At 27.6% G+C, this 22913-nt stretch carries 24 protein-coding genes; 16 read left to right on the forward strand and 8 right to left on the reverse strand.

What is annotated here, in order from left to right; all coding sequences use genetic code 11:
- Positions 1-351: 351 nt before the first annotated feature.
- From OW729_RS01275 to OW729_RS01285, 3 genes are read left to right on the forward strand one after another with little or no spacing between them, the layout of a single operon-like run.
- Positions 352-975 carry a TetR/AcrR family transcriptional regulator gene (locus tag OW729_RS01275; protein ID WP_268059584.1) on the forward strand — a complete coding sequence of 208 codons (624 nt, stop codon included), beginning with the start codon at positions 352-354 and terminating at the stop codon, positions 973-975.
- Between the two features lie 4 nt (positions 976-979).
- Positions 980-1360, forward strand: coding sequence for an FMN-binding protein (locus OW729_RS01280; protein WP_268059585.1), 381 nt, complete (start codon positions 980-982; stop codon positions 1358-1360).
- Positions 1361-1399: 39 nt separating this feature from the next.
- Positions 1400-1909 (forward strand): flavodoxin domain-containing protein, encoded by a 510-nt coding sequence (locus OW729_RS01285; protein WP_268059586.1) that lies wholly within the window; start codon positions 1400-1402, stop codon positions 1907-1909.
- A 32-nt stretch (positions 1910-1941) separates the two neighbouring features.
- Here the strand turns inward: OW729_RS01285 and OW729_RS01290 are convergent, their stop codons facing one another.
- A complete protein-coding gene (locus tag OW729_RS01290) occupies positions 1942-2112 on the reverse strand; it encodes a hypothetical protein (protein ID WP_268059587.1) in 171 nt (56 codons plus the stop codon).
- Positions 2113-3246: 1134 nt separating this feature from the next.
- Between OW729_RS01290 and htpG the strand changes: the two genes are divergently transcribed.
- From htpG to OW729_RS01305, 3 genes are all read left to right on the forward strand, one after another.
- Positions 3247-5148, forward strand: coding sequence for a molecular chaperone HtpG (htpG, locus tag OW729_RS01295; RefSeq protein WP_268059588.1), 1902 nt, complete (start codon positions 3247-3249; stop codon positions 5146-5148).
- A 192-nt stretch (positions 5149-5340) separates the two neighbouring features.
- The gene (locus tag OW729_RS01300; RefSeq protein ID WP_268059589.1) at positions 5341-5901 is read left to right on the forward strand and encodes a TetR/AcrR family transcriptional regulator; all 561 of its coding nucleotides are present in this window, start codon (positions 5341-5343) and stop codon (positions 5899-5901) included.
- An 89-nt stretch (positions 5902-5990) separates the two neighbouring features.
- Positions 5991-6593, forward strand: coding sequence for a nitroreductase family protein (locus OW729_RS01305; RefSeq protein WP_268059590.1), 603 nt, complete (start codon positions 5991-5993; stop codon positions 6591-6593).
- Between the two features lie 220 nt (positions 6594-6813).
- Here the strand turns inward: OW729_RS01305 and OW729_RS01310 are convergent, their stop codons facing one another.
- The 5 genes from OW729_RS01310 to OW729_RS01330 form a co-directional block, all read right to left on the reverse strand.
- Positions 6814-7473, reverse strand: a complete 660-nt coding sequence (locus OW729_RS01310; RefSeq protein WP_268059591.1) for an HAD family hydrolase — start codon at positions 7471-7473, stop codon at positions 6814-6816.
- A gap of 350 nt (positions 7474-7823) precedes the next feature.
- Positions 7824-8792 (reverse strand): SIS domain-containing protein, encoded by a 969-nt coding sequence (locus OW729_RS01315; protein WP_268059592.1) that lies wholly within the window; start codon positions 8790-8792, stop codon positions 7824-7826.
- A gap of 225 nt (positions 8793-9017) precedes the next feature.
- Entirely contained in the window at positions 9018-9851 is an 834-nt protein-coding gene (locus OW729_RS01320; RefSeq protein ID WP_268059593.1) for a PTS system mannose/fructose/sorbose family transporter subunit IID, read from the reverse strand.
- A gap of 16 nt (positions 9852-9867) precedes the next feature.
- A complete protein-coding gene (locus tag OW729_RS01325; RefSeq protein ID WP_268059594.1) occupies positions 9868-10626 on the reverse strand; it encodes a PTS mannose/fructose/sorbose/N-acetylgalactosamine transporter subunit IIC in 759 nt (252 codons plus the stop codon).
- 25 nt (positions 10627-10651) lie between these two features.
- Positions 10652-11122 carry a PTS sugar transporter subunit IIB gene (locus OW729_RS01330; protein ID WP_268059595.1) on the reverse strand — a complete coding sequence of 157 codons (471 nt, stop codon included), beginning with the start codon at positions 11120-11122 and terminating at the stop codon, positions 10652-10654.
- A 239-nt stretch (positions 11123-11361) separates the two neighbouring features.
- On the opposite strand from OW729_RS01330, the gene OW729_RS01335 reads away from it, so the two are divergent.
- The 9 genes from OW729_RS01335 to OW729_RS01375 all read left to right on the forward strand — a co-directional run bounded on the left by OW729_RS01335 (position 11362) and on the right by OW729_RS01375 (position 18495).
- A complete protein-coding gene (locus OW729_RS01335; RefSeq protein WP_268059596.1) occupies positions 11362-12084 on the forward strand; it encodes a GntR family transcriptional regulator in 723 nt (240 codons plus the stop codon).
- 182 nt (positions 12085-12266) lie between these two features.
- Entirely contained in the window at positions 12267-12692 is a 426-nt protein-coding gene (locus OW729_RS01340; protein ID WP_268059597.1) for a PTS sugar transporter subunit IIA, read from the forward strand.
- A 437-nt stretch (positions 12693-13129) separates the two neighbouring features.
- A complete protein-coding gene (locus OW729_RS01345) occupies positions 13130-13999 on the forward strand; it encodes a sensor histidine kinase (protein WP_268059598.1) in 870 nt (289 codons plus the stop codon).
- A gap of 146 nt (positions 14000-14145) precedes the next feature.
- Positions 14146-14631, forward strand: coding sequence for an NfeD family protein (locus OW729_RS01350; protein WP_268059599.1), 486 nt, complete (start codon positions 14146-14148; stop codon positions 14629-14631).
- Positions 14632-14675: 44 nt separating this feature from the next.
- Positions 14676-15662: a flotillin-like protein FloA gene (floA, locus tag OW729_RS01355; RefSeq protein WP_268059600.1), complete on the forward strand. Its 987-nt coding sequence runs from the start codon at positions 14676-14678 to the stop codon at positions 15660-15662.
- Between the two features lie 14 nt (positions 15663-15676).
- The gene (locus OW729_RS01360) at positions 15677-16237 is read left to right on the forward strand and encodes a hypothetical protein (RefSeq protein ID WP_268059601.1); all 561 of its coding nucleotides are present in this window, start codon (positions 15677-15679) and stop codon (positions 16235-16237) included.
- Positions 16228-16968, forward strand: a complete 741-nt coding sequence (locus OW729_RS01365; RefSeq protein ID WP_268059602.1) for a LytR/AlgR family response regulator transcription factor — start codon at positions 16228-16230, stop codon at positions 16966-16968. The genes OW729_RS01360 and OW729_RS01365 overlap by 10 nt, the downstream gene beginning before the upstream one ends.
- A 292-nt stretch (positions 16969-17260) precedes the next feature.
- Positions 17261-17704: an NUDIX domain-containing protein gene (locus OW729_RS01370; protein ID WP_268059603.1), complete on the forward strand. Its 444-nt coding sequence runs from the start codon at positions 17261-17263 to the stop codon at positions 17702-17704.
- Positions 17705-18051: 347 nt separating this feature from the next.
- Positions 18052-18495: a response regulator gene (locus tag OW729_RS01375; RefSeq protein WP_268059604.1), complete on the forward strand. Its 444-nt coding sequence runs from the start codon at positions 18052-18054 to the stop codon at positions 18493-18495.
- A gap of 861 nt (positions 18496-19356) precedes the next feature.
- Here the strand turns inward: OW729_RS01375 and OW729_RS01380 are convergent.
- A complete protein-coding gene (locus OW729_RS01380; RefSeq protein WP_268059605.1) occupies positions 19357-20457 on the reverse strand; it encodes a hypothetical protein in 1101 nt (366 codons plus the stop codon).
- A 15-nt stretch (positions 20458-20472) separates the two neighbouring features.
- Positions 20473-21444, reverse strand: a complete 972-nt coding sequence (locus OW729_RS01385) for a phosphodiester glycosidase family protein (RefSeq protein WP_268059606.1) — start codon at positions 21442-21444, stop codon at positions 20473-20475.
- Positions 21445-21806: 362 nt separating this feature from the next.
- Between OW729_RS01385 and OW729_RS01390 the strand changes: the two genes are divergently transcribed.
- Positions 21807-22760 carry a VgrG-related protein gene (locus OW729_RS01390; RefSeq protein ID WP_268059607.1) on the forward strand — a complete coding sequence of 318 codons (954 nt, stop codon included), beginning with the start codon at positions 21807-21809 and terminating at the stop codon, positions 22758-22760.
- Positions 22761-22913: the final 153 nt, after the last annotated feature.

Genomic DNA, 22913 nt, shown 5'->3' on the forward strand with positions numbered 1-22913 from the left:
AAAGTTCCCCCCTTTTACTTTTAATTAATGGAAATAAATGGGTATAATTTATAATATCATTCAAGTTTAAAAATGTAAATAAATCTGTAAAGTAAAGGTTCAATTATTTACCATCCTTTTGATATTTCTAAAACTTCATCTGAAATTTCATTATTTATAAAGAAAAGAGGATAGTTAACAAAGTTTGAATAATTGTAAATAATAAGAAACAGTTAACAAAAAAATTTTAATAATGCTATGATAAATTATATTTTCTAAAGATATGATTGACATAATATATATTTATAAATATAATAAATTAAACAGTGTTTAATTTATTAACGGTGTTTAATAAAAAAGAAGGTGACGATTATGGGTAAGGAAAGACAAATGCGTAAGCAGGAAGAAATAAAAAAATTAATTATGGATACTGCGAGAAATATAATTTCAAAAGAGGGGATTGAAGGATTGTCAATACGTAAAATTACTAATAAAATAGAGTACTCCCCGGCTATCATATATCATTATTTTAAAGATAAAAATGAGATTGTAGAGTCAGTAATGATGGAGGGGTATAAAAAAATACTTAATTCAATTAAAAAAGCAAAAATAAATTATGATGAGCCAGAAAAAGAAATTAAGGAAGTATTTACAAATTATATAAAAGCAGCGCTAGAGTATTCAGAAGAATATAAGGCTTTTATGTTAAATGATAATCCTTCTATATTAAATAGAATAGGAATACTGGAAAAAGGAATTTCTCAAAAAAGACAGTCTTTACAGTTATTGTGTAACAATATTCAAAGAGGAGTAAAGCAAGGAAGATATATACCTTGTGACGCTGAACTTACAGCTCAAATTATATGGACATCGACATTTGGACTAATAATAAGACTAATAATTGAAAAGAACACTCCAAAAGAACAAGTGGACAATCTGATAGAAAGGCATTTTACTTTACTATTTAATGGAGTAATTTTAACAAAAGAGGAGTAAAAATATGAAAAGAGTAATAAAAATATTAGGAATAGTATTTTTAACATTATGTATTGTTATGTCTATAGCTTTTTTTTATATCAAATCAATAAAAGTGCCAGAGATTCCTGTTGTTAATGTAGACTTGAAAAATGTTAGTGATGGTTCATATACTGGTGAATATTTTGCTAATCCAGTAAAAGCTGTTGTTAAGGTTCAGGTGAAGAATAACAAGATAGTGAACATAATTATTATGGAGCATAAGAATGGTATGGGAAAGAACGCAGAAAAAATAATAGATAAGATCATAAGTAAGCAATCCTTAGATGTAGACAGTATTAGTGGTTCTACATTAAGTAGCAATGTAATTCGTAAAGCAGTAGAAGTTGCTATTAATAAATATTAAATTATGAATTATATCGATTAATTAATGGAGGGAAAAAATATGAATAACTTAATAATTTATGCTACTAAGTATGGGTGTACAGAAAAATGCGCTGAGATTTTATCAGAAAAATTAATGGGAAAAGTTGATTTATGCAATTTAAAAGTTGAAAAAGTTCCAGAACTTTTACAATACGATAAAATTATTATTGGTGGATCAATTTATGCAGGAAAAATTCAAAAAGAAGTGAGTGAATTTTGTTTAAAAAATATTTGTATGTTAAAAGATAGAAAAGTAGGATTTTTTATATGTGGTATGTTAAAGGGAGACAAAGCAAAAATGCAGATTAATGATTGCTTTCCACAAGAATTATTAATTAATGCTGTTGTTACAGAATCTTTTGGAGGAGAGTTTAGGTTTGATAAGATGAATTTTATGGAAAGATTTATAATAAAGATGATATCTAAAAAAGACAAGAGTATTCCTCGACTAAATATAAATAAAAATGTATCAGATATTTTAGATGAAAACATTAATAGATTTGTTGATACAATGAATAAGTCTATGTAAACTTATATAAAATACTAATACATTGAAAAGAATTAAACACTAAACATATTGTTCATGTTTATTAAAGTTTCACAAGCTTTCAGATTGTATTCCTCATCATTATTAAGTTTGAATTCAACTTCTTCTAAGTAATCTGTAGCTCCTAATTCATTTTCATTCATAGCTTTAACTAATTTATCTAATAAATTTTTAAATATTTTCATTTATATTGCCCCCTGTAATTTGTTTTTTTATTTTGTAACTTATCTTTAGTTCTCTTTATGTATTAATTATATATTCTAAGTGTTTTAGCAACCATTGATTTGAATTACATTTAGAGTTTTGTAACTTACGTTTTTGTAATAATGATGAAAGGTTATAATTATATAATCGGAATAGTGTATCAAGAGAAAAACAATAGAATAGTAGTAGTTCGCTATAAGTAACAAAAAGCAAAATAGAATAAGGGGAAGTTAACAAAAATCGGGTTTAAAAAAGAAATATAAATATAGAAGGTAATATAGAGATGTTTCACAATTATTTTTAGGGAAATTTACCAAAAATAATTGTGAATTATTTTTTTATAAATGAACATAATAATAGCATAAGGAACATGACAGTTGAGTCAAGACTTATATATGCTCTTAAGGTTTTGGGGTATATATGGGTCGGTCAAAGATTTTATATGGGTCTATAGAGGCTTATATAAGGTCAGAGAGAAGATTTTACACTGTGGGGTAAAGCTTTATTATAGTGAATTTTGAAAAATAAATTCATTATAATGAGGTTGAAACTTATAGTGTAAGGTCGAGCTAAGATTATATGATGTATTGAAATAGGTTTTATAAGGTCGAAAGATTTTATAAAGTTTATGAGATATGTTATATGGTCGAGGAAACCATTAGTATAGGTTGTGACCTGCTTTATTGTAGTCGAAAGATTATAGTAAGGTAATAAGCTATCTATATTAGTGTAACTTAGATTGTTATGCTCTTTAGATGTAACATTAGTTTTTATAAGTTTAAAACTTACGGAAAACTAATATTATAAAACAAGTATATACTTGTAAAACCATAAATCCCAATACTTAGGAAACTGAGTGTTGGGATTTTTTATGAATTAAATTTTTTTAGTTTACAAAAATTTATAAAAGATAAATAACTATTTTACTTATATTGACATATATTGCAATGAACATTAAAATATATATTGTATTATATGAGTAAGTTTTAAGCTTCAAGTGGGGCTTTTTTAGGTTCTATCTGAGGCTTATACCCATTATATGGGATTTTAATATTAAGTATTCACGTATTAGTGGATATAGACATGAGATAAAATAAAGGTAAGGAGTGAACAATATGGCAGCAGAAAAAGGTAATATTTCTATTCACACTGAAAATATTTTTCCTATTATTAAAAAGTGGCTTTACTCAGATAAGGACATATTTATAAGAGAGCTTATAAGTAATGGTTGTGATGCTATAAACAAATTAAAGAGCCTATCTATGATGGGAGAAGCAAAGGTTGAGAATGACCCTAAATACTATGTTAAGGTTGTTTACAATAAAACTAATAAAACCCTTAAATTTATTGACAATGGTATTGGAATGACAGATGAAGAAGTTAAAAAATACATAAATCAAGTGGCGTTTTCTGGAGCAGAAGATTTTATATCTAAATATAAAGATAAAATAGACGAGAAGGATCAAATAATAGGTCACTTCGGACTTGGATTCTATTCAGCTTTTATGGTATCAGATAAAGTACAAATTGATACACTTTCATATAAAGAAGGTGCTTCTTCTGTAAAGTGGATATGTAGTGGAGGTACTGAATATGAAATTGCTCCTTCAGATAAAAAGGGTAGAGGAACTGAAATAACACTTTATATTAATGATGATAGTAAAGAGTTTCTTGAAGAGTTTAAAATAAGAGGCATAATTGAAAAATACTGCAGTTTTTTACCTATAGAAATATATCTTGAGGATGAAAATGCAGAAGCACAAGTAAAGGAAGAGTCTAAAGATGGAGAAGTTAAAAAGGAAGAACCAAAGCCTTTAAATGATACAAAACCTCTTTGGCGTAAAAGTCCAAACGAATGTACAGAAGATGAATATAAAGATTTTTATAAAAAAGTATTTCATGATTATAAAGATCCATTATTTTGGATTCATCTTAATGTAGATTATCCTTTTAATCTTAAAGGAATTCTTTATTTCCCTAAAATGGACAATACATTAAATACTATTGAAGGTGAAATTAAATTATACAACAATCAAGTATTTGTTGCTAATAATATAAAAGAAGTAATTCCTGAATTTTTAATGCTACTAAAGGGTGTTATTGATTGCCCAGATCTTCCACTTAATGTTTCAAGAAGTTTTCTTCAAAATGATAGAAGTGTAATGAAAATTTCAAAGCACATAAGTAAAAAAGTTGCAGATAAACTTAATGAGTTATTTAAGAATTCTAGAGATAAATACAATGAAAATTGGCAAGATATAAATGTATTTATAAAATATGGTTGCATGAAAGAAGAAGATTTTTATGACAAAGTTAAGGATATTCTAATATATAAAACTACAAATGGAGAATATATAACTCTTAAGGAATATCTTGAAAAGAACAAGGAAAACCATGAAAATAAAGTATTCTATACAACAGATGAACAGCAACAAGCACAATATATTAAAATGTTTAAAGAAAATAATATAGAGGCTATAGTACTTGATGCACCTATTGATTCTCATTTTGTAAGTTTCTTAGAAATGAAGGAAAACGGTGTTAAATTCAATAGAATTGATTCAGATTTATCAGAAACAATGAAGGATAATAAACTATCTGAAGAGGAAAATAAAGAGGAACTAGATGCACAAGTTAATGAAATAACTACTATATTTAAAGAAACCTTTGATAATGATAAATTTAATGTTAAGGTAGAAGGTTTAAAAACAGAAAGTATACCAGCAGTTATTCTACTAGACGAACAATCAAGAAGAATGGAAGAAATGGCTAAGATGTTTGGTGGAATTAATATGAATATGCCTAGCGGTGAAGAAAGTATAGTTGTAAATAGGAATAGTAGCCTAGTAAGATCATTACTTGAAATTAATAAAAAAGAAGATAGAAAAGAAGATGTAAAGCTTATATGCAGACATATTTATGATCTTGCTTTAATGAGTCATAAAACTTTGGATGCTGAGAAAATGACAAAGTTTATAGAAAGAAGTAATGAAATTTTAGAAAAGCTTGCAAAATAATAATAGCAGATGAAGTGAATAAATGGTAAAAATAATAGATAAGCAGCTTTTAAAATATTTAAAAGTTGCTTGTTATTTATTTTTTTAGAACATAGATATTGTAATTTACATAGAGACTAAAAATCTATTGACAAAAATATACCGACTGGTTTATTATTGTGTTAAATAACTTTTATGGAAGGAATGTATGTAATGAAATCAGGTAAAGGGGAAAAGACAAAACAGTTGTTAATAGAAACGGCATCTAAATTATTCTTAAAAAATGGATATTCAAATACGGGAATAAATGATATATTACATGAAACTAATGTGTCAAAAGGTTCGTTTTATTTTTATTTTTCTAGTAAAAAAGAACTTGGATTTGAAGTAGCAAAATATTATGGAAAAGTAATGTTACGAGATTGGATAGAACCATTATCAAATAATCCTTGGAATGTATTTATCAATAATATGGTTATGGATATAAAAAACTCAGTGTCACAAGGTAATTATTTTGGTTGCCCAATAGCTGTATTGGGTTTAGAAATAGCTTTTATTGAAAATGATCTATCAGAGGCATACTCAAAAGGTATGTGTAAATTAATCAGTATTTTTTCAAATTCTCTACAAATATCTGGATTAACGAAAGATAAAGCTGATTTAATTGGTAGAAAAGCTTTTGCTATATATGAAGGGTATGTACTTTATTATAGAATAAGTAAAGATGAAAAGTCTTTTGAATATATGCTTCAAGATTTATTATCTCTAAAATAGGATAATAAATCTTGAAGTAGTAATCAACTTCCATGAAGTTATTTTTTATTCTATATGAACCAACCGGTCTATTATAAGGAGGAGTAAGCGTGAGTATAAAACAATGTATAACTATGAGAAGAAGTATAAGAAAATATAAAGAAGATGATATTCCTGATGAATTAATCTTTGACTTGCTTGATTGTGCTAGACTTGCACCCTCTGCATGTAATTCGCAGCCTTGGCGTTTTAAAATAGTTAAAGACAAAAAAACAAAGCAAACTTTATCTAAAATTTCATTTAATCAAAAGCATATTTCAGAAGCACCAGTAGTACTTGTATGCTGTGCTAATCTGAAGGAGTATGTTAGAGAATCTTTATTTGGTAGTGATGAGTTATACAACCTAGATGTTATTGATAAAGACCTTTATAAAATGATTAAGAATAGAAGCAATGGTCTTAAGAAAATACAAGCTGAAAAACTAGCAGTAGAAGTGTCTTTTAATGTAGCAATGGCAATTGAACATATTGTATTGAGAGCTACTGAACTTGGTATTGGCAGTTGTTGGGTGAAAATAGCTGATGAAAATAAGATTAAAGAATTATTTAGTTGGGATGAAAATATAAAATTTGTGAGTATGCTGACATTGGGATATCCAAATGAAGAGCCTAAATCTATAAAAAAATTATCCTTAGAGGAAATAATGTTATAAAATATCTTTAGAATATTTTATTGAATTGAAAAAATATAATTAATAGTATAGTAGTACTAATACTCTAGAAGATTTGGGTGTTTTTAGGTTTTTAGAGTATTAGTACAATATAAACAATTAAATTATATGTTGATTAAAAAAATTCAGTTGTGTATAACAATTATGATAACTATACATATGGTAAAAAAACGATGAACAGGATGTTTAATTAAAAAAATAATTATATTCTATTAATGCTTTCTACTAATTCTGGAACAAATGATAAATCAGATAGTTTTTTTAAGGTTAATCTTTCAACTTCTTTAGGTACTTGTACTAAATCAGGTATTAACACAACATTGATATTGCCATCATAGGCTGCTTTTATTCCATTAATGGAGTCTTCTAGTACCAAAGCATTTTCTTTATTTACATTAAGCTTTTCGCAGCATGTTAGAAATATTTCTGGATCAGGTTTGCCATTTGTAACCTCTTGTCCACTTATTATATAATCAAATTCATCAACTAAATTTGCTGATTCTAAATAAAAATCTATTACTGATCTTTGACTTGAAGAGGCTATAGCTATTAAAATATTGTTTTCTTTTAAGTATTTAATGCATTCAATTAAGCCTTTTTTTATACCTACACCATTTTCTTCAATTTCTTTTAGCATAACTTTATTTTTTTCACTTTTAAGATTAGTGTAAGGAAAGTTGTCACCATAGGTATCTTTAAAAACTTTTTCTGTAGCTTTTATAGTAAGACCCATTACCTTGTTGAAAAGCTCATCATTAAAAATATATCCATATTTTTCACCAATTTTTTGCCAGGATTCTTTTGCTAATCTTTCAGTATCAAACATAAGCCCGTCCATATCAAAAATCACTGCTTTAATCATATTTATTTTCATCCCTTTCCTTTATCTAAATAACAAGGTTCTGTTTTAAAAGAGTATTGCTGTTGAAATTTACAAAATCAACAATTTATTAAAACATAGCCAATAATAAACTTAATTAATGTTAGTATTTAGTCAGTAGGGTGTCTCTGCAATCGTCAATAAATGGTTACTTAGATAATTTAGATTTATCTAAGTATTAAATATATCATTATATTAATGAAAAAACAATCCATCATAAAATGATAGATCGTTTTTTCATGTAGTTTTATATGGTTGAGAAAATTGTATAATTAAAATTTGAATATGCTTATACAGTTTTAAAATTATACAATTTTCTAAGCTAAGTATATTTAATATTCCAATTTCCACATGTATCTTCTTTTAGTCAATGGATGACTTCTAGCAATAGCTAATTGCTCAGCATATACTCTCATAACTCCTGAAATTAGCATTGGATTAAAATAATCAACAACCTTTGGAGAAATTACAGAAGATATACCAAAATCTTTAGCATCTATAACTGTTATTTTAGCATCGAATCTTTGTAGAAATGTTAAAGCTCTACTATCCATTGGACGAGTTTTACCATCATTCATAAATAGTAAGAAAGGAACATTCTTATCAACTATTTCAAAAGGACCATGGAAAAATTCTCCGTTATGGAAGTTGCCAGAATTAACCCATTGCATTTCCATAAGTAAGCAAAGAGAAGTTGAATATGCTACTTTAGCTGTTGCACCACTACCCATAAGATAAATTAGCTTGTCGTCTTTATAAGAATTAGCAAATTTTTTAGCTTCAGGCAGTACAGTTGATACAGATTCTTCTATTAAGTTATATATTTTATCAAAACCATTAATCATTTCTTTATAATTATCATAACCTTCAAACTGATACAAAATTTCTACTGCCAATTGTACTGCTAAAGTCATTTTTTCTAATTTAGCAGCATAATTTTTTTCAAATCCATGTACTAGTACATAATCAGCATCTTTAGTTATTGGAGAGTTTTCAATATGAGTTAAAGTTATAACATGGGCTCCTAATTTTTTAGCCTTAGAGGTAGCTTCAACTGTTTCAGGAGTAGTTCCCCCCAAAGAAGCTGTAATAACAATACAACTTGAATCAACAGCTTTTGGAGTTGCATAATTGAATTCATTTGCGGTGTATAAGCTTACACGGATATCTTTGCTATTTTCCTCTAAGAAATATTTAGCAGGATATAAATCTGCCTGAGAAGCTCCACAACCAACATAAACAATACTTTTTATATTAGGTTGTCTTTCTTTTATAGTTGTGATAATGTTTTTGGGTGTCATAAAAATTTCCTCCTTTAAAGTATATTTAGCTAGAACTATGCAAAGCTTTGTGAGTGTTGATTTCCCTAGCTTTTATATTTTCCTCTCCTGTGATATAATAAAGATACACCACATAAATTTAAAATACCACAGTAAGGTTTTTAACATATTTTGCTTTTTATTGAGCAAATAAATTTAATATTTTTATTGAATATCTAAACCTTAACAGCCGGATTAAAATTTAAGCTATATGAATATACCAAGGGAATTTAATAATATTCCTCCGGCAATACATAAGAATAGAATCCAACCGGTTTTAACCTTCTTTTGAAGCAACCAATACATGAAGAAGGTTAAACCTAAAGGTATCATGCCTGGTATAATACCATCTAAAACTTTTTGAAGCTCAAATGAGGTGCCTATTTTTATAGGTGTTGTAATACCGATCATACTTCCTATCATAGATCCAACAACCATCAAACCTACAATTGTTGATATATACATTAGCTTGTCCATCAAACCTTCTTTATATAATTTTGAAAGGTATGTATTTCCCATAGTATATCCGATTTTACCGCCATAGTAAGTTACTAAAAAAGAAGGGATAAAAGATACAAGCATTGCTAAAATAGGTCCTAATATACTTCCTTGTTTTGCAAAGTTAACACCTAATCCAAAAGCAAGGATTCTAACTGTTCCTTGAAAGAATGAATCTCCTATTCCAGATAGTGGACCCATTAAACTGGTTTTTACAGCATTAATAGTATCAGGTTGAAAATTTTCCTTATCTTTGTAATATTGTTCTTCCATAGATGTAGTAAGACCCATAATAAAAGAAGTGGTTTGAGGAGTACAATTAAAGAACACCATATGCCTTTTGTAAGCTTCCTTTTTTAATTCTAAATCTTTAGGGTCTTTATATATTTCATCTATTATAGGAGCCATACCGTACATATATCCCATGTTCATTTGTCTTTCATAATTCCAAGAAGCTTGTATAGCCCATGACCTCCAAAAGAAGTTCCAATATTTTTTCTTATTAGGATCTTTTTTAATTGGTTTGTTTGCTTCAGTTGACATTTTTATACCTCCTTATCTAATCAAGAGTATCTACGCTAGTATTATTGTTGTTAAATTTTATCTCGGATAAAATAAATGCTAATAGTATTGCGAATATTGCGACACCTGTTAAGCTTATACCAGAATAAACAGTTATAAAGAACCCAATTAGTAAAAATGGCAACATTTTTTTTGTTAACATTGATGTTAATAATAGTGCAAATCCATAAGCAGGTAATATCTTACTTGCAAGGTTTAATCCATTTGTTAGCCAAGTTGGAATCATATCTACTATTTGTTTAACTAAATCCGTTCCAAAGTAAATGGTTATAAAAATAGGTACAAAATACATTAAAGAATAAAGAATTACTCCCCAAACTATATGAAGGTTTTTAGCTTTATTGAATTTTCCATCTTCAATGCATTTATCTCCAATATGAGTAAATTGTGATAACAACATTCTTAATACAATCCCGAGCATTTGTCCTAATATAGCAATAGGTATAGCGATAGTTAAAGCTGTTTCAGCACTAGCATTTGTTAAGATTGCAAAAGAGGTTGCTATAATTGATCCTAAGTTCATATCAGGGGGTGCTGCTGCACCTATATTTACAATTCCTAATGATATTAATTCTAAAGATGCACCTACCATAAGTCCTTTTGTTATATCTCCTAATATTATTCCTACTAGGGTACTAACAATTAAGGGTCTCTCAAAGTTAAGTCTTCCAAGAAGACGTGAGTCTAATATACAAAATACTCCAACTAATCCTATCAGTATTGATTTAAGAAACATCTTTTATCCCCCTATCCTCATAATTTTAGAGTTTTGGATTTAAATCTTCTTTTCTAGAAGTAGGAACTTGTTGCATATATAAGTAGATTCCTATGTCTTTTAATTTTCTACTATCCTCTATTTCAGAATCATTTAAAAAAATGGCTGTACTAAATTGTTTTGAGTTATCTTTTTTTGCTATTCCACCATAATTAATTTCTTTAATATTAGGATATTGTTCACAAAATCTTAAGGTACTATTAGTTCCACCAAATATAATCATTACATTGTCACTTAAGTTTTCTATTTTATCCATTTTAGAAATTGCAGCATCAACAGTAAAAATATTTAGTTTTATTTCTGGTGGTTTAGTTAAATTTAGTGACATTTTTTTAAACTCGTTGTTAGCAGAATCGTCATCAATAACGATGATTCTTGTAATCTGTAAAGCTTTACACCATGAAAAAATTACTTGTCCATGAAGTAGTCTGTGATCTATGCGCAAAAGTTTAATCATAAAAAAGCCCCCTTATTTATAATTATTTAATTTGTACTATATTGTATTATAACTATAGCACAAATTTGTATTGTGCGCAATGGTTATAACAATGTTTTTTTATTTAGATATGCTAGTATATTGGCCTAAGTTATGCTATACTAATAATTGTAATAAAAGGATATAACAAATATTTAAAAGTAATAAACATAAATCATTATAATCAAAGGATATAACAAATAAAAAAGGTGGGTTAATAATTGAAAGAAATTAAATTAAATAGAAATACAAATGTTCCATTATATAAACAATTAGCACAGGTTATTGAAGTAGAGATAAATAACAAGAAATATGATGAAAATTTTAAATTACCAACTGAAAATGAGTTAGCTAAAGCATATGATGTAAGCCGAATTACTGTTAGACAGGCGCTTAAATTGTTAGAAGATAAAAATCTAATTTCTAGAGAGGTAGGAAAGGGTACTTTTATAAAAGACAATAGATTAAATCAACCTATTGAAGGATCTCATAGTTTTAGTGAGCTAATTGAGAAAGAAGGATTTAAACCAGGAGCTAAGTTAATAAGTGCATCTTTAGAAATTCCAACAGATGACGATATAAAAGATCTTAATTTAGAAGAAGGGGAACTTATAGTAGTTATTAAAAGAATTAGATATATGAATGAGATTCCTATTTCTTATGAGATATCAAAATTCCCAAGCAGCTTTAAATTTTTACTGACCAAAAACCTAGATAATAATTCATTATATAAACTTTTATATGAAGAGAAAGAACTTTATTTTATAAATGCAAAAAGAACAATTGAACTAGTTTGGGCAAATGATATTTTAAGTGAATATCTAAAGGTAGAAAAAGATTACCCAATAATATTAATTAAAGGAATTGCTGAAGACAATTACGGAAAAATTTCACATAAAGCTTTTCAATATATATTAGGAGATAAATTTAAATTTACTATTTGAGAAATTTGAATAATCCTAAAACCGTAGAAAATTTTTATGTAGATAAACGTTAGTAAACTTTATCTAGGAGTTGGAAACATGAGATAAAACTTGTATTTTGCATTTGAAATTTTGTCATTTAAGTATCTAGACTCTATAAAGGTTGAAGCTATATGATAATATTTTAGAAAGGGTGAATATATATGAAATTAATAGTATGTGGTCATGGAGGCATTGCCCCAGGAATTTTAAATGCAGCTAATATGATTTTTGGAGAACAGGAAGGGGTTTTTGCTGTTCCTTTTTTCAATGGAGAAGGAACAGATGATTTGAAAAAGAAAATTGAGGATGTTTTAGGAAAAGGTGAAGATGATAATGAAGTTCTATTTATGATTGACATTTTTGGAGGGACTCCTTATAACGTAGTTGCAGAATATTCTTATAACAAGAGGAATATGGACATAATTACCGGGGTGAATTTACCTTTAGTTCTAGAAGCTGTATCATTAAAAAATTCTATTAAATTAGATGATATGGTTTTATTGTTGAGCAATTCAGGCAAAGAAAGTTTTAGGGTTCATAGTAAAGAAATAAAAAGAGTAGAAAATAATAATGATAATGACTTATAAAAATTTTATAAAGCTTTAATGGAACATTAAGGGTATATGGAGTGTACATTTATTAAGCAAATATACTTTGATTTTTTTCTTGCTTCATTTATGGCAACAATAGTAGCAAGACATAATTAATGTAGCTGAGAATGCTAAAGAAGGGCTAAATATAGCATTAGGTACTGAACAAGAATCCAAAGAAGTGAAATTTAAAATATAGAATATTAACATATACTAACAGTTTTCAATGTGTGAAAGAACTACTTAAAGTGTTACATATATAGGTGAGCTTTACCTATGATACTTTAAGAGGTTCTTTTATTTTTTATTAACTATTTTCAATTTTTTCTCATTATATGATATGTTTTTAAATTTTTGTTAACTGTCTTATATTATTTTGTTATAATTTTAAGGAAAGCTGATAAAAAGCTGAAATAGAGAGGCTGAGATATATTATGAAAAAGAGACTTAACAAAAACTTAAATATAAATAAAACCATTATAACAATAGTAATGTTAAATATAATACAACTAGGGAGTATTATAGCAATTGTACTGTTTAAATATTCAATAAAAAAACAATTAGTAAAAGAGGAGAATTTTAAGATAAATATTTTTATATATTTAATTTTATCTATAGTAATACTGAATGGTTTCATTATAGTAAGGGATTTTTACCTATTAAACAAACATAATTATAGATACGATATGATGAAAAAATCATTAGAGCAGGTAGAAAACCTAAATAAAACTTTGAGAGCTCAGAGGCATGATTTTATGAATCATCTGCAAGTGGTGTATAGTCTTATGGAATTAGAAGAATATAATGAAGCACAAGGTTATATTGATAAAGTTTTTAAAGATATTCAAAAAGTTAATAAAGCATTAAAAACATTGAACCCAGCTGTTAATGCACTTCTTCAGGCAAAGCTTTTATATGCAGAAAAGAGAGGGATAAATATGGAGATTGTTGTAACCTCTCAACTTAAAGGTTTAAAAATACCTTCATGGGAGTTTTGCAGAGTACTTGGAAATATGATTGATAATTCTATATTTGCTCTTCATGAGAAAGATAAAAATAGGCTTTTACAGGTGGAATTGTATGAAGATGTAAAGATGTATAGATTCAGAATAAAAAATAATGGTCCTGAAATTCCAAAGGATATTAGAAGTAAATTATTTGATGTAGGATTTACTACTAAAGGAGAACGAGGAGAAGGAATGGGACTTGCTATCGTAAAGCAGATAATCACAAATTACGGAGGAGATATTTATTTACAAAGTGATGAAAATGTAACTGTTTTTGAAGGTTGGATAAAGAAGTAGTTCAGGTGCTAAAAAGGACATTTCAGACTCTAATATGTACTTTTTAGCTCTTTTGTATTTAAGAATGTGAGGTTAGGTAGTAAGGTATAAGCAAGATATACAAAACATTTAATTAAGAGTGAATTTATTTAGGAGGTGATTAAGGAGTGGCAATTGATATTTCAACACTTTCTGTAATATGTTTTGTTATAGGTTTTTTACTTATGATAATAGAGATGTTTCATCCAGGTTTTGGGTTCCCAGGAGTTATTGGAGGAATATTGCTTATAGTTGGTATAGTATTTAGTGCTAAAACTATAGTACAGGCACTGATTATGCTTATTATTATATTGACTGTGTTAGGTATATCTCTTACTATAGTTCTGAAATCATTTTCAAAGGGAAAACTTTCTAAGACTCTTGTTTTAGAGGATATACAAAAAAAGGAATTAGGATATATATGTGTGGAAGATCTTAATTTTTTTCTTAATGAAGAAGGGGTAACTACCACAGTTTTAAGACCTTCAGGTACTGCAGATTTTAATGGCATAAAACTTGATGTAGTTTCAGAAGGTGAATTTATACAAAGAGAAAAGAAAGTGAAAATAATACAGGTTGAGGGAAGACGTATAGTAGTAAAAGAGATTATATAAAGAAAAAGGATTATAAAAAAACTATTAATGAGGGGAGAATTTTTATGAATAGTACAATAGGTATGATAATAATTTTAGCATTAGTTGTAACTTTTTTAGCTTTATTTTTTAGCTTTGTTCCACTTGGACTTTGGATTTCAGCTTTAGCAGCAGGGGTTAAAGTAAGTATAGGTAATATGGTTGGAATGAGACTTAGAAGAGTTGTTCCAAAGAAAATTGTACGTCCATTAATAAAGGCAACAAAAGCAGGAATTAAAGTTAATATAAATGAACTTGAAGCTCATTATCTTGCAGGCGGAAATGTAGACAGAGTGGTAGATGCTCTTATAGCGGCACATAGAGCAGAGTTTAAGTTACCTTTTGAAAGAGCAGCGGCAATTGATCTTGCTGGTCGTGATGTATTAGATGCTGTAAAAATGAGTGTTAATCCAAAAGTAATTGAAACACCAAGTATTTCAGCGGTGGCCAAAGATGGTATAGAATTGTTAACAAAGGCAAGAGTAACTGTTAGAGCAAATTTAGAAAGATTAATAGGTGGTGCAGGAGAAGCTACTGTACTTGCAAGAGTAGGTGAAGGGGTGGTTACTACTGTAGGAAGCGCTCAGTCCCATAAGGAAGTTTTAGAAAATCCAGATAAGATATCTCAAACAGTTTTATCAAAGGGATTAGATGCGGGAACTGCTTTTGAAATACTATCTATAGATATAGCAGATATTGATATTGGAAGAAATATAGGAGCACAACTTCAATCACTTCAAGCAGAGGCAGATAAGAATATAGCTCAAGCAAAAGCGGAGGAAAGAAGGGCAATGGCTGTTGCAAAAGAGCAGGAAATGAGAGCTGGCCTTGTAGAAGCAGAGGCAGAAATACCAAAAGCTATAGCAGCTGCACTTAAGGATGGTAATCTTGGAGTAATGGATTATTATGATATGGAGAATGTTATCTCAGACACTAAGATGAGACAATCTATTTCTAAGACTGGAAGTCAAGAGAAAATAATTAGAGATGATAATTCCAAAATAAAAAAATAAGTGGTGATTAATTTATGGAATTAATTATGGATATTATAGGAGAGCTATTAGAAGGTATATTAGGGTTCTTAACTAAATCATCTAAGAAAAAATTTAAAGGTGAAGAAAGTGATGATAGATTTGTATATGAAACGTCTGGCAAAAGTGAAGATGGGGAAGATAAATGGAATGAAGTAAAGGAATGGAAGGTAGTAGATAAGTGGAATGAAGTATCTGACTGGAATCAAACGAGCCAAGAAAAACTAGAGGATGAAAAAAATCAATTATATGAAGTAAATCAAGAGGAACAAGTAAATTATTCAAGTAAGGTTGGAAATTTAGGATTAGATAATAATTTACTTGAGGTTTACAATGTTAAGCAAATTGGTAAAGATGGCTTAGTCTGTGATAATCAACAAAGCAGTCACAATAATTTATATTATGATATTGAACCAAATAAAGAGATATATAATGATGAAGTAGTTAGTAGCAATCTGAACTTTAATACAGAGGCATTAAGAAATTCCTTAATATATTCTGAAATTTTAGATAAGCCTAAAGCCAAAAGTAGAAGGAGGCGTAAAAATTGGATCTAAAGGTATTAATTTGTGACGATGAGTTTGGCATGAGGACAGTTTTAAGAAAAGCTGTAGAAAAAATTGATGGATTTAAAATAGTGGGGGAAGCTGAAGATGGAGAAGATGTCATCGAACTTGTAGAAGAAACTCGTCCTAATATAGTATTTCTCGATATTGAAATGCCAAAACAGAGTGGTGTAGAATGTGCAAAGAAAATAGCTGATATAGATCCTAAAATTATTATTATATTTGCAACAGGTTACAATGAATATATGTCAGAAGCTTTTGAACTTTATGCCTTTGACTATATAGTAAAGCCTTTTAAATTAGAGAGAATTTATCAAACACTTCAAAAAATCAAAGATATTAATAAATTAAAAGAAGAACAATCCATAAACAAAATAATTCGTCATGAAAAAGGATTAGACAAAATTTTGATAAAAAATAAAGAGGGTCTAAGTTTTGTAGATATAAAAGATATAATTATGATTCAAAGGGAAGACAGGAGTACAGTTATATATACTATAGATAATAATTATGTAACTTCTGAAGCTTTAAGTTCTTTAGAAGAAAAACTTGATAAAACACAATTTTTTAGAAGTCATAAATCATACATTATTAATCTTTCTATGATACAAAAAATATACCCTTACGGAAGATGGACATATATTGCAAAACTTAGAAACACTGATAAGGATGCGCTTCTTACCCATGAAAAATATGAAGAAATGAAAAATATATTTTTATAGAACACACCCCTGGATTACTCCAGGGGTAAAATACTTTTTAAAATAATTCTAAGTTTAGTATAGATATGAATAGAGTATAAATTTATATACAGAGTGTGTTAAATATGATACTTATTTTATTAATGGATAAGCTATTTGAAATTTACATTTCACATATAATAGAGTAAAATAATGTATATACATAGAATAATGTAGTAATATACACTAATGCTATATTAAAGGGTATTTTTATGTCAATGTATTAAGCTTTTGAGTGTACAACAAAATTTTTAATTTGAGAGGAGTAATACAAATGACACAACAAATTGATAATATTTGGCCAGGAGTTGCTATAATTATTTTTGATGAAGAAAATAGAGTCTTATTACAAAAACGTTCAGATGTAGGCCTTTGGGGAATTCCTTCTGGACATGTAGAAGCAGGTGAAACAGTAATAGAAGCCGCTATTAGAGAAGTATGGGAAGAAACAGGGCTAAATATTAGAATCAACAGATTGATAGGAGTTTATTCGGATCCAAAGTCTCAAGTATTTAAGTATCCTAATGGCATTACAACACATTTTATAACTATATATTTTGAGGGAAAGGTAACAGGTGGACAAATATCTTGTTCTTCACCTGAAACTCTTGAGTTACGTTATTTCCCAATAGATGATTTGCCATCTGATATTTTACCAATGAATCCTCAATGGCTAAAAGATGCCCTTTGTAATCAGGAGGCACCTTTTATTCGTTAATATAAATAAAAATTTTATTTTAAGGACATTTATAGTGTTCTAAACATAAGAAAAAAATATCAATTGTAAATGAGAAAAATTAGAGTTTATATAATATATTAATAATATCACTACTTGTTAAGGGGTATTATTATAACCTAGAAACTAAAGTTGATATATGATATTCTTTAATAGTATTTTGCCCCCCTTTTTATATAGGAATTTAGAAAATATAGTTAGTATATGATTTATTTTGTTAATATAAATATTGCATAATTCTACAATTATAAAGTATATAATACTGTATTATATACAATATTTAATAAAGTAATATAATAATTTATATAAATAATGGAGGTGATGATAGGTTGAAGAGAGTACTTCTCATTAATGATTGTAAATTTGAGAAAATTGTTATAAAAGACTTACTTATAAAATTGGGATATGGTGTTGAATTAGGTGATGAATATGAAGCATTAAAAATGAGCGAGGAGCTTGATCCTGATATTGTTATTGTTAATTTAATAATGAAAGAAACAACAGGAGATAAGCTTATAAAAAAAATAAAAAGCATTAATAAGGATATAGTTTGTATATTGTCTTCTAGTAATAAACTCAATATAGATGAGTATAAGAAAAAAGGAGTGGATGGAGTTATTCAAACTCCTATAAATCCAGATAAATTAGTAGAAATTCTGCAATGTAAACAAACTGATGATAAAAAGTTAAGATTTTGTCCATATTGTGGTAATAAATTAGAAGGTTTATCTGGAAAAATTATATTTTGCCCTTTTTGTGGACAGCATTTGTAGTGTAGGGGGTGCCTCGAAATAGAAAGTAGTTTCTAGAGTGAGAGACAACCCCTTTTAAATTATCTAGGAATTATAATTTATATAGTTAAATTAAGTTTTAGGATAAATAAAAAACATTAATTTAAAAAACATAGTATAACAAAAAATGAAAAAACTGAAAATTCAGAAAAAGGGTTTTAATTTTTATTAAACCATGCTATAATATAAACAAGAAGAAAAACTCTTCTTGCAAATCCTAATTCATTAAAACTAGTTAGAGTTATCAAAGTAATTAAGAATTAAGAATTAAGAGTAAAAGCATGAAAGAGTAAAATTAATTTAGGAGTCAAAGGCTCAAAGAGTTTGGTAGTTAAAGAAGTAAAGCAAAAAAAATGGGAGTCAAAGACTCAGAGGAATTTATGTTAGGAGTCAAAGGTTCGAAGGTTTTAAAAATAAGTAAAGGATTTAGGAGTCAGAGGCTCAAAATCATTAATTAAAGAATTAAAGAATTAAAGAATTAAAGAATTAAAGAATTAAAGAATTAAAGAATTAAAGAATTAAAGAATTAAAGAATTAAAGAATTAAAGAATTAAAGATAGTTAAAAGTTTAAAAATTTAGGAGTCAAAGGCTCAAAAGATTCAATCATAAAAGTAATTGAGAGTTTAGGAGTCAAAGTCTCAAAGAATTAAGATAAGTTGGAAATAAAATTTTAGATTTACCAGATGAACAATTAAAGTGTATTTAAGTGCAATTGAAATTGAAGCAGAGGTAATTAGGAAGGATCGTTTTGTGATTAAGGCAGTAGACAATGAATTTAAAAATGAATTAGGGTTTGCGTAGCAGCCAGTTTTATAGTTTTTATAATAAACTGGCTGCTACTATTATTTAATATTAATTTTTAAAAGTTTCGAATCAACATTACATACTATTTTTGAGTCATATATGCCAAGTAGTTTTCCTTTATATGTTAGTTGCTTATTAGTATTTATTTCTGTTAAGGTACCTTTTAATGAATCATTAATATATATAGTATCTTTATCTATTAGATAAAGATCTTTTTTATTTACTTCATGGGGTAATTTTAGTTCAGTCCAATCTGTTGTGTTAATATCATCTAATTTTTTATAATATATAGTTGATATCTTATTATCTGATAATTCTCCTAAGTAAATGGTATCGTTTTTATCAGTATTTATTAGTGTTAATTCTTTGGAGTTTTTAATTTTAACTCTGCTAGTATCTTTCTTATTTAAAATATAAACTTTATGATTAGGTAATGTTTCATAAACTACAGCATCGTTATTTAACAATAACGAAATATTACTAATATTAGTATTATCTACATCCAACTTATATAGATGGTTCATCCTATCTATTTTATATAAAGAATTATGAGAAGTTGAATTTTTTAGTTTTAGGAAAACAATACCCGTTAGAGGTGACGAATTTATATCATCAATTTCTGATCTTGTATTGGATACTATTTTTATATTTTCATCATCACGTTTAACTTCATCCATGTGATTATTGTCAGCATTATAAGAAAAAAAAGTGAATGTACTACTCTTTTTTAGTTTTTCCTTAATAGCTATGTATAGTTTATTTCTATTAGGTATCCACCTATAACAAGATACATGTCCTGATCTTGGGATATCTAATGTTTTTTCAGCTCCGGTATTAGTATCAATAACTTTAAAATTATCATTATCCATATAGCTAATATAACTACTATCATAGGAGACCTGAAGATTTTCTATATCATTAGGGAGATCTATTTGTATGTCAGTGTTATTAGTGCTGGCGGTATTAACAACTTTTTTTAAAACCATATCTTTAGATACATCTCTTTTCACCAATAAAAAACTATTTATGTAATATAAAACAGAAAATTGTACAGCTAGTCCAAAAGTTACAAATATAAATAGTTTTTTAAAAAAAACAATATTTCTTTTCTTTTTATTTGATTTTTTTGTGTGTTTCATATACTCGCCTCCAATTTAGGGTTGCACATATATTGCTGAAGGGATAGAACGTTCTCCTGTACTATCACAAGGATTGTTAATTACCTTTCCTTGAAAATACATAGTAGCAGATGATCCACCATCTAAATTAGCTGCATTACATGCACCTCGATCATATAAAATATCTTGCAGTTCAGGCATAGTAACCCCAAGTCGCTTAACTACTGTACCATCTATAACTAGAAGAAGAATACTACCGTCTTTTCTTTGTCCTATTGCAGTTCTAGGAGCAGATCCCCATCCACCATCACCTTTTATTTTAACTTTTTTACCATCTACAATTAAAGCTGGGCCATAAGATAAGGCTTCACTACAATTTAAATCCTCTAGGTCTTCTAAAGTATATTCGCCCACAAGTAGTTTACCTTTTTTAGTTATACCAATAATTTCTGTTTTTTCATTTTGCTTAATTGTACTTTTAATTAATTTTCCGTTTGACATTATTACTCCTAGAGGAATAGCACCAGTACCTGCATTTGTAGTTCCGTTTGAAAAAGCACCACCATTTACAGCTGCTATGGCATTAAAACGTTTAGCTATTTCACTAGTAGTTTGTCCAACTTCACCTAACTTTTCAGCATATCCTACTTTAACTTTTTTAGGGTTGCTAATTACAAGAAGGTATCCTTTAAATCCTGACTCTTCAATATCATATCTTTCAATATTATTTTTATTATCAGAGTTTATATCTATATTATCTATATTTTCTTTAGATTGAGCTATTGTTTCAATACAATTTTCACTTAATATGCTTTGAATTTTTTTATCTGATAAAAAAAGCTTTGCAATCCATCTATGATTTAGTGTTGTCATGGACATTCCAACTAATGTATTTCTTACATTATTAAAAGGACCATAAAACACAGTAATAGGTGTAGTTATACTGCAAAACAGTAATTCTAATAGAAAAAATTTAAATATTTTAGATTTTAGTTTAGGTTTTTTCATAATATGCACCTTTATTTTAAAAATTTGTTACTTAAATATAATACAATATACTGTGTATTATATCTACTGCTTGTTAGATATGTTAATAAATAGTTAAATATAATGGTAATTTATGTAAAACTATAAGATAAATATATAATCACTTATTATAAAATTATAAAAATGGTATTTATAATATATTCATCTTTACATTAGGCAAGGATACATTTTATAATGTTAGTGAAACTTTGTTATTTAAAATTAGATATTAAAACTTAAAAAACAATAGTAATAAGAATAAAAAATATAAATTGTATAAACTTTTATTTTTTTTATACGATAAAAGTATAATTGAAAAATTTATATAAAGCGGGGAGAGAGTTATGAGTTTCTCTGGAAACAATATTAGCAACATATTTTTAAAAGCCTATATGGCTCAAGCAAAAAATAGTTTAAATAATGATGGAAAATTATCAAATGATACAGAAAGTTTTAATAAAGAAATGCAAACTCTGGCTTTTGAAATAATGATGAATCAAATGATGGAAAGTTCAGGTAACTCCATGATGAAAGAGTATTTAACAACGGCCTTAGCACAGCAAGACCCTTTAAGCTCATCTGATGGTTTAGGAACTTTAAGTGATTTTAATTCACTTATGAGAACTACTAACTATAATGATACATCTTTGCAAACTCATAATAAAGGAATAGATATTGATTTTAGCGTATTAGGTGTAAAGGCTTCTAAATATGAATCAAACGTAAATCCAGGAACAATTAGCAATACTCCAGGAGATTATGGTGGAAAATCTTATGGAGCATGGCAATTTTCAGCAAAAACAGGTTCTCTGGATGATTTTATAAATTGGTTAAAAGATAATAATGGGAAGTTTGCATCTAAACTTTTAGAAGCGAAGAGTAGGGATGGCAATAAATTTGGTAAAAATTTTGATGCTGCATGGACTAGTATAGCTTCAAACAATAGAGAGCAATTTATGAAGGTTCAACAAAGTTATGTAAAAGAACATTACTATGATAAAGTTGCACAAATTTTAAAATCTAAGTTTGGCTTTGATATAAATACAAGGAGCAATGCTTTAAAAGAAAGTTTATGGTCTACTGTAGTTCAGCATGGTACAGGGGGAGCTTCATCCATATTTTCTAAATTAAATTTAAATAATAGTGATGCAAATATTATAAATGATTTATACAATGAGCGTCAGAAAGTTAATATTTATTTTAGAAGTAGCTCTGATAGAGTTAAGCAAAGTGTATACAATAGATTTACAAGAGAAAAACAAGATATGCTTAATATGCTGAAGGAAGAGTTCATATAAAACAGACTAAAGAAATATTTAGTAAACTGAATAAGGGATAGTAGCAGATGAATATAAGAAGAATATAGAAGGATTTTCATAAAATATATTTATGATTGAGATAAAAAAAGCTCTAGGTATACTAGGGCTTTTTTAGGTATATTTTATAACTAT

Source organism: Clostridium brassicae, assembly GCF_026738875.1.
GTDB classification, from domain to species: domain Bacteria; phylum Bacillota; class Clostridia; order Clostridiales; family Clostridiaceae; genus Clostridium_H; species Clostridium_H brassicae.

What these genes read in the sequence shown, in the direction of transcription:
- OW729_RS01330 (WP_268059595.1), bottom strand. Translation starts at nt 11,122, where the DNA reads ATGATTAAACTTTTGCGCATAGATCACAGACTACTTCATGGACAAGTA.
- htpG (WP_268059588.1), top strand. Translation starts at nt 3,247, where the DNA reads ATGGCAGCAGAAAAAGGTAATATTTCTATTCACACTGAAAATATTTTT.
- OW729_RS01315 (WP_268059592.1), bottom strand. Translation starts at nt 8,792, where the DNA reads ATGACACCCAAAAACATTATCACAACTATAAAAGAAAGACAACCTAAT.
- OW729_RS01310 (WP_268059591.1), bottom strand. Translation starts at nt 7,473, where the DNA reads ATGATTAAAGCAGTGATTTTTGATATGGACGGGCTTATGTTTGATACT.
- OW729_RS01275 (WP_268059584.1), top strand. Translation starts at nt 352, where the DNA reads ATGGGTAAGGAAAGACAAATGCGTAAGCAGGAAGAAATAAAAAAATTA.
- OW729_RS01285 (WP_268059586.1), top strand. Translation starts at nt 1,400, where the DNA reads ATGAATAACTTAATAATTTATGCTACTAAGTATGGGTGTACAGAAAAA.
- floA (WP_268059600.1), top strand. Translation starts at nt 14,676, where the DNA reads ATGAATAGTACAATAGGTATGATAATAATTTTAGCATTAGTTGTAACT.
- OW729_RS01360 (WP_268059601.1), top strand. Translation starts at nt 15,677, where the DNA reads ATGGAATTAATTATGGATATTATAGGAGAGCTATTAGAAGGTATATTA.
- OW729_RS01300 (WP_268059589.1), top strand. Translation starts at nt 5,341, where the DNA reads ATGAAATCAGGTAAAGGGGAAAAGACAAAACAGTTGTTAATAGAAACG.
- OW729_RS01340 (WP_268059597.1), top strand. Translation starts at nt 12,267, where the DNA reads ATGAAATTAATAGTATGTGGTCATGGAGGCATTGCCCCAGGAATTTTA.
- OW729_RS01290 (WP_268059587.1), bottom strand. Translation starts at nt 2,112, where the DNA reads ATGAAAATATTTAAAAATTTATTAGATAAATTAGTTAAAGCTATGAAT.
- OW729_RS01280 (WP_268059585.1), top strand. Translation starts at nt 980, where the DNA reads ATGAAAAGAGTAATAAAAATATTAGGAATAGTATTTTTAACATTATGT.
- OW729_RS01380 (WP_268059605.1), bottom strand. Translation starts at nt 20,457, where the DNA reads ATGAAACACACAAAAAAATCAAATAAAAAGAAAAGAAATATTGTTTTT.
- OW729_RS01325 (WP_268059594.1), bottom strand. Translation starts at nt 10,626, where the DNA reads ATGTTTCTTAAATCAATACTGATAGGATTAGTTGGAGTATTTTGTATA.
- OW729_RS01390 (WP_268059607.1), top strand. Translation starts at nt 21,807, where the DNA reads ATGAGTTTCTCTGGAAACAATATTAGCAACATATTTTTAAAAGCCTAT.
- OW729_RS01385 (WP_268059606.1), bottom strand. Translation starts at nt 21,444, where the DNA reads ATGAAAAAACCTAAACTAAAATCTAAAATATTTAAATTTTTTCTATTA.
- OW729_RS01370 (WP_268059603.1), top strand. Translation starts at nt 17,261, where the DNA reads ATGACACAACAAATTGATAATATTTGGCCAGGAGTTGCTATAATTATT.
- OW729_RS01320 (WP_268059593.1), bottom strand. Translation starts at nt 9,851, where the DNA reads ATGTCAACTGAAGCAAACAAACCAATTAAAAAAGATCCTAATAAGAAA.
- OW729_RS01345 (WP_268059598.1), top strand. Translation starts at nt 13,130, where the DNA reads ATGAAAAAGAGACTTAACAAAAACTTAAATATAAATAAAACCATTATA.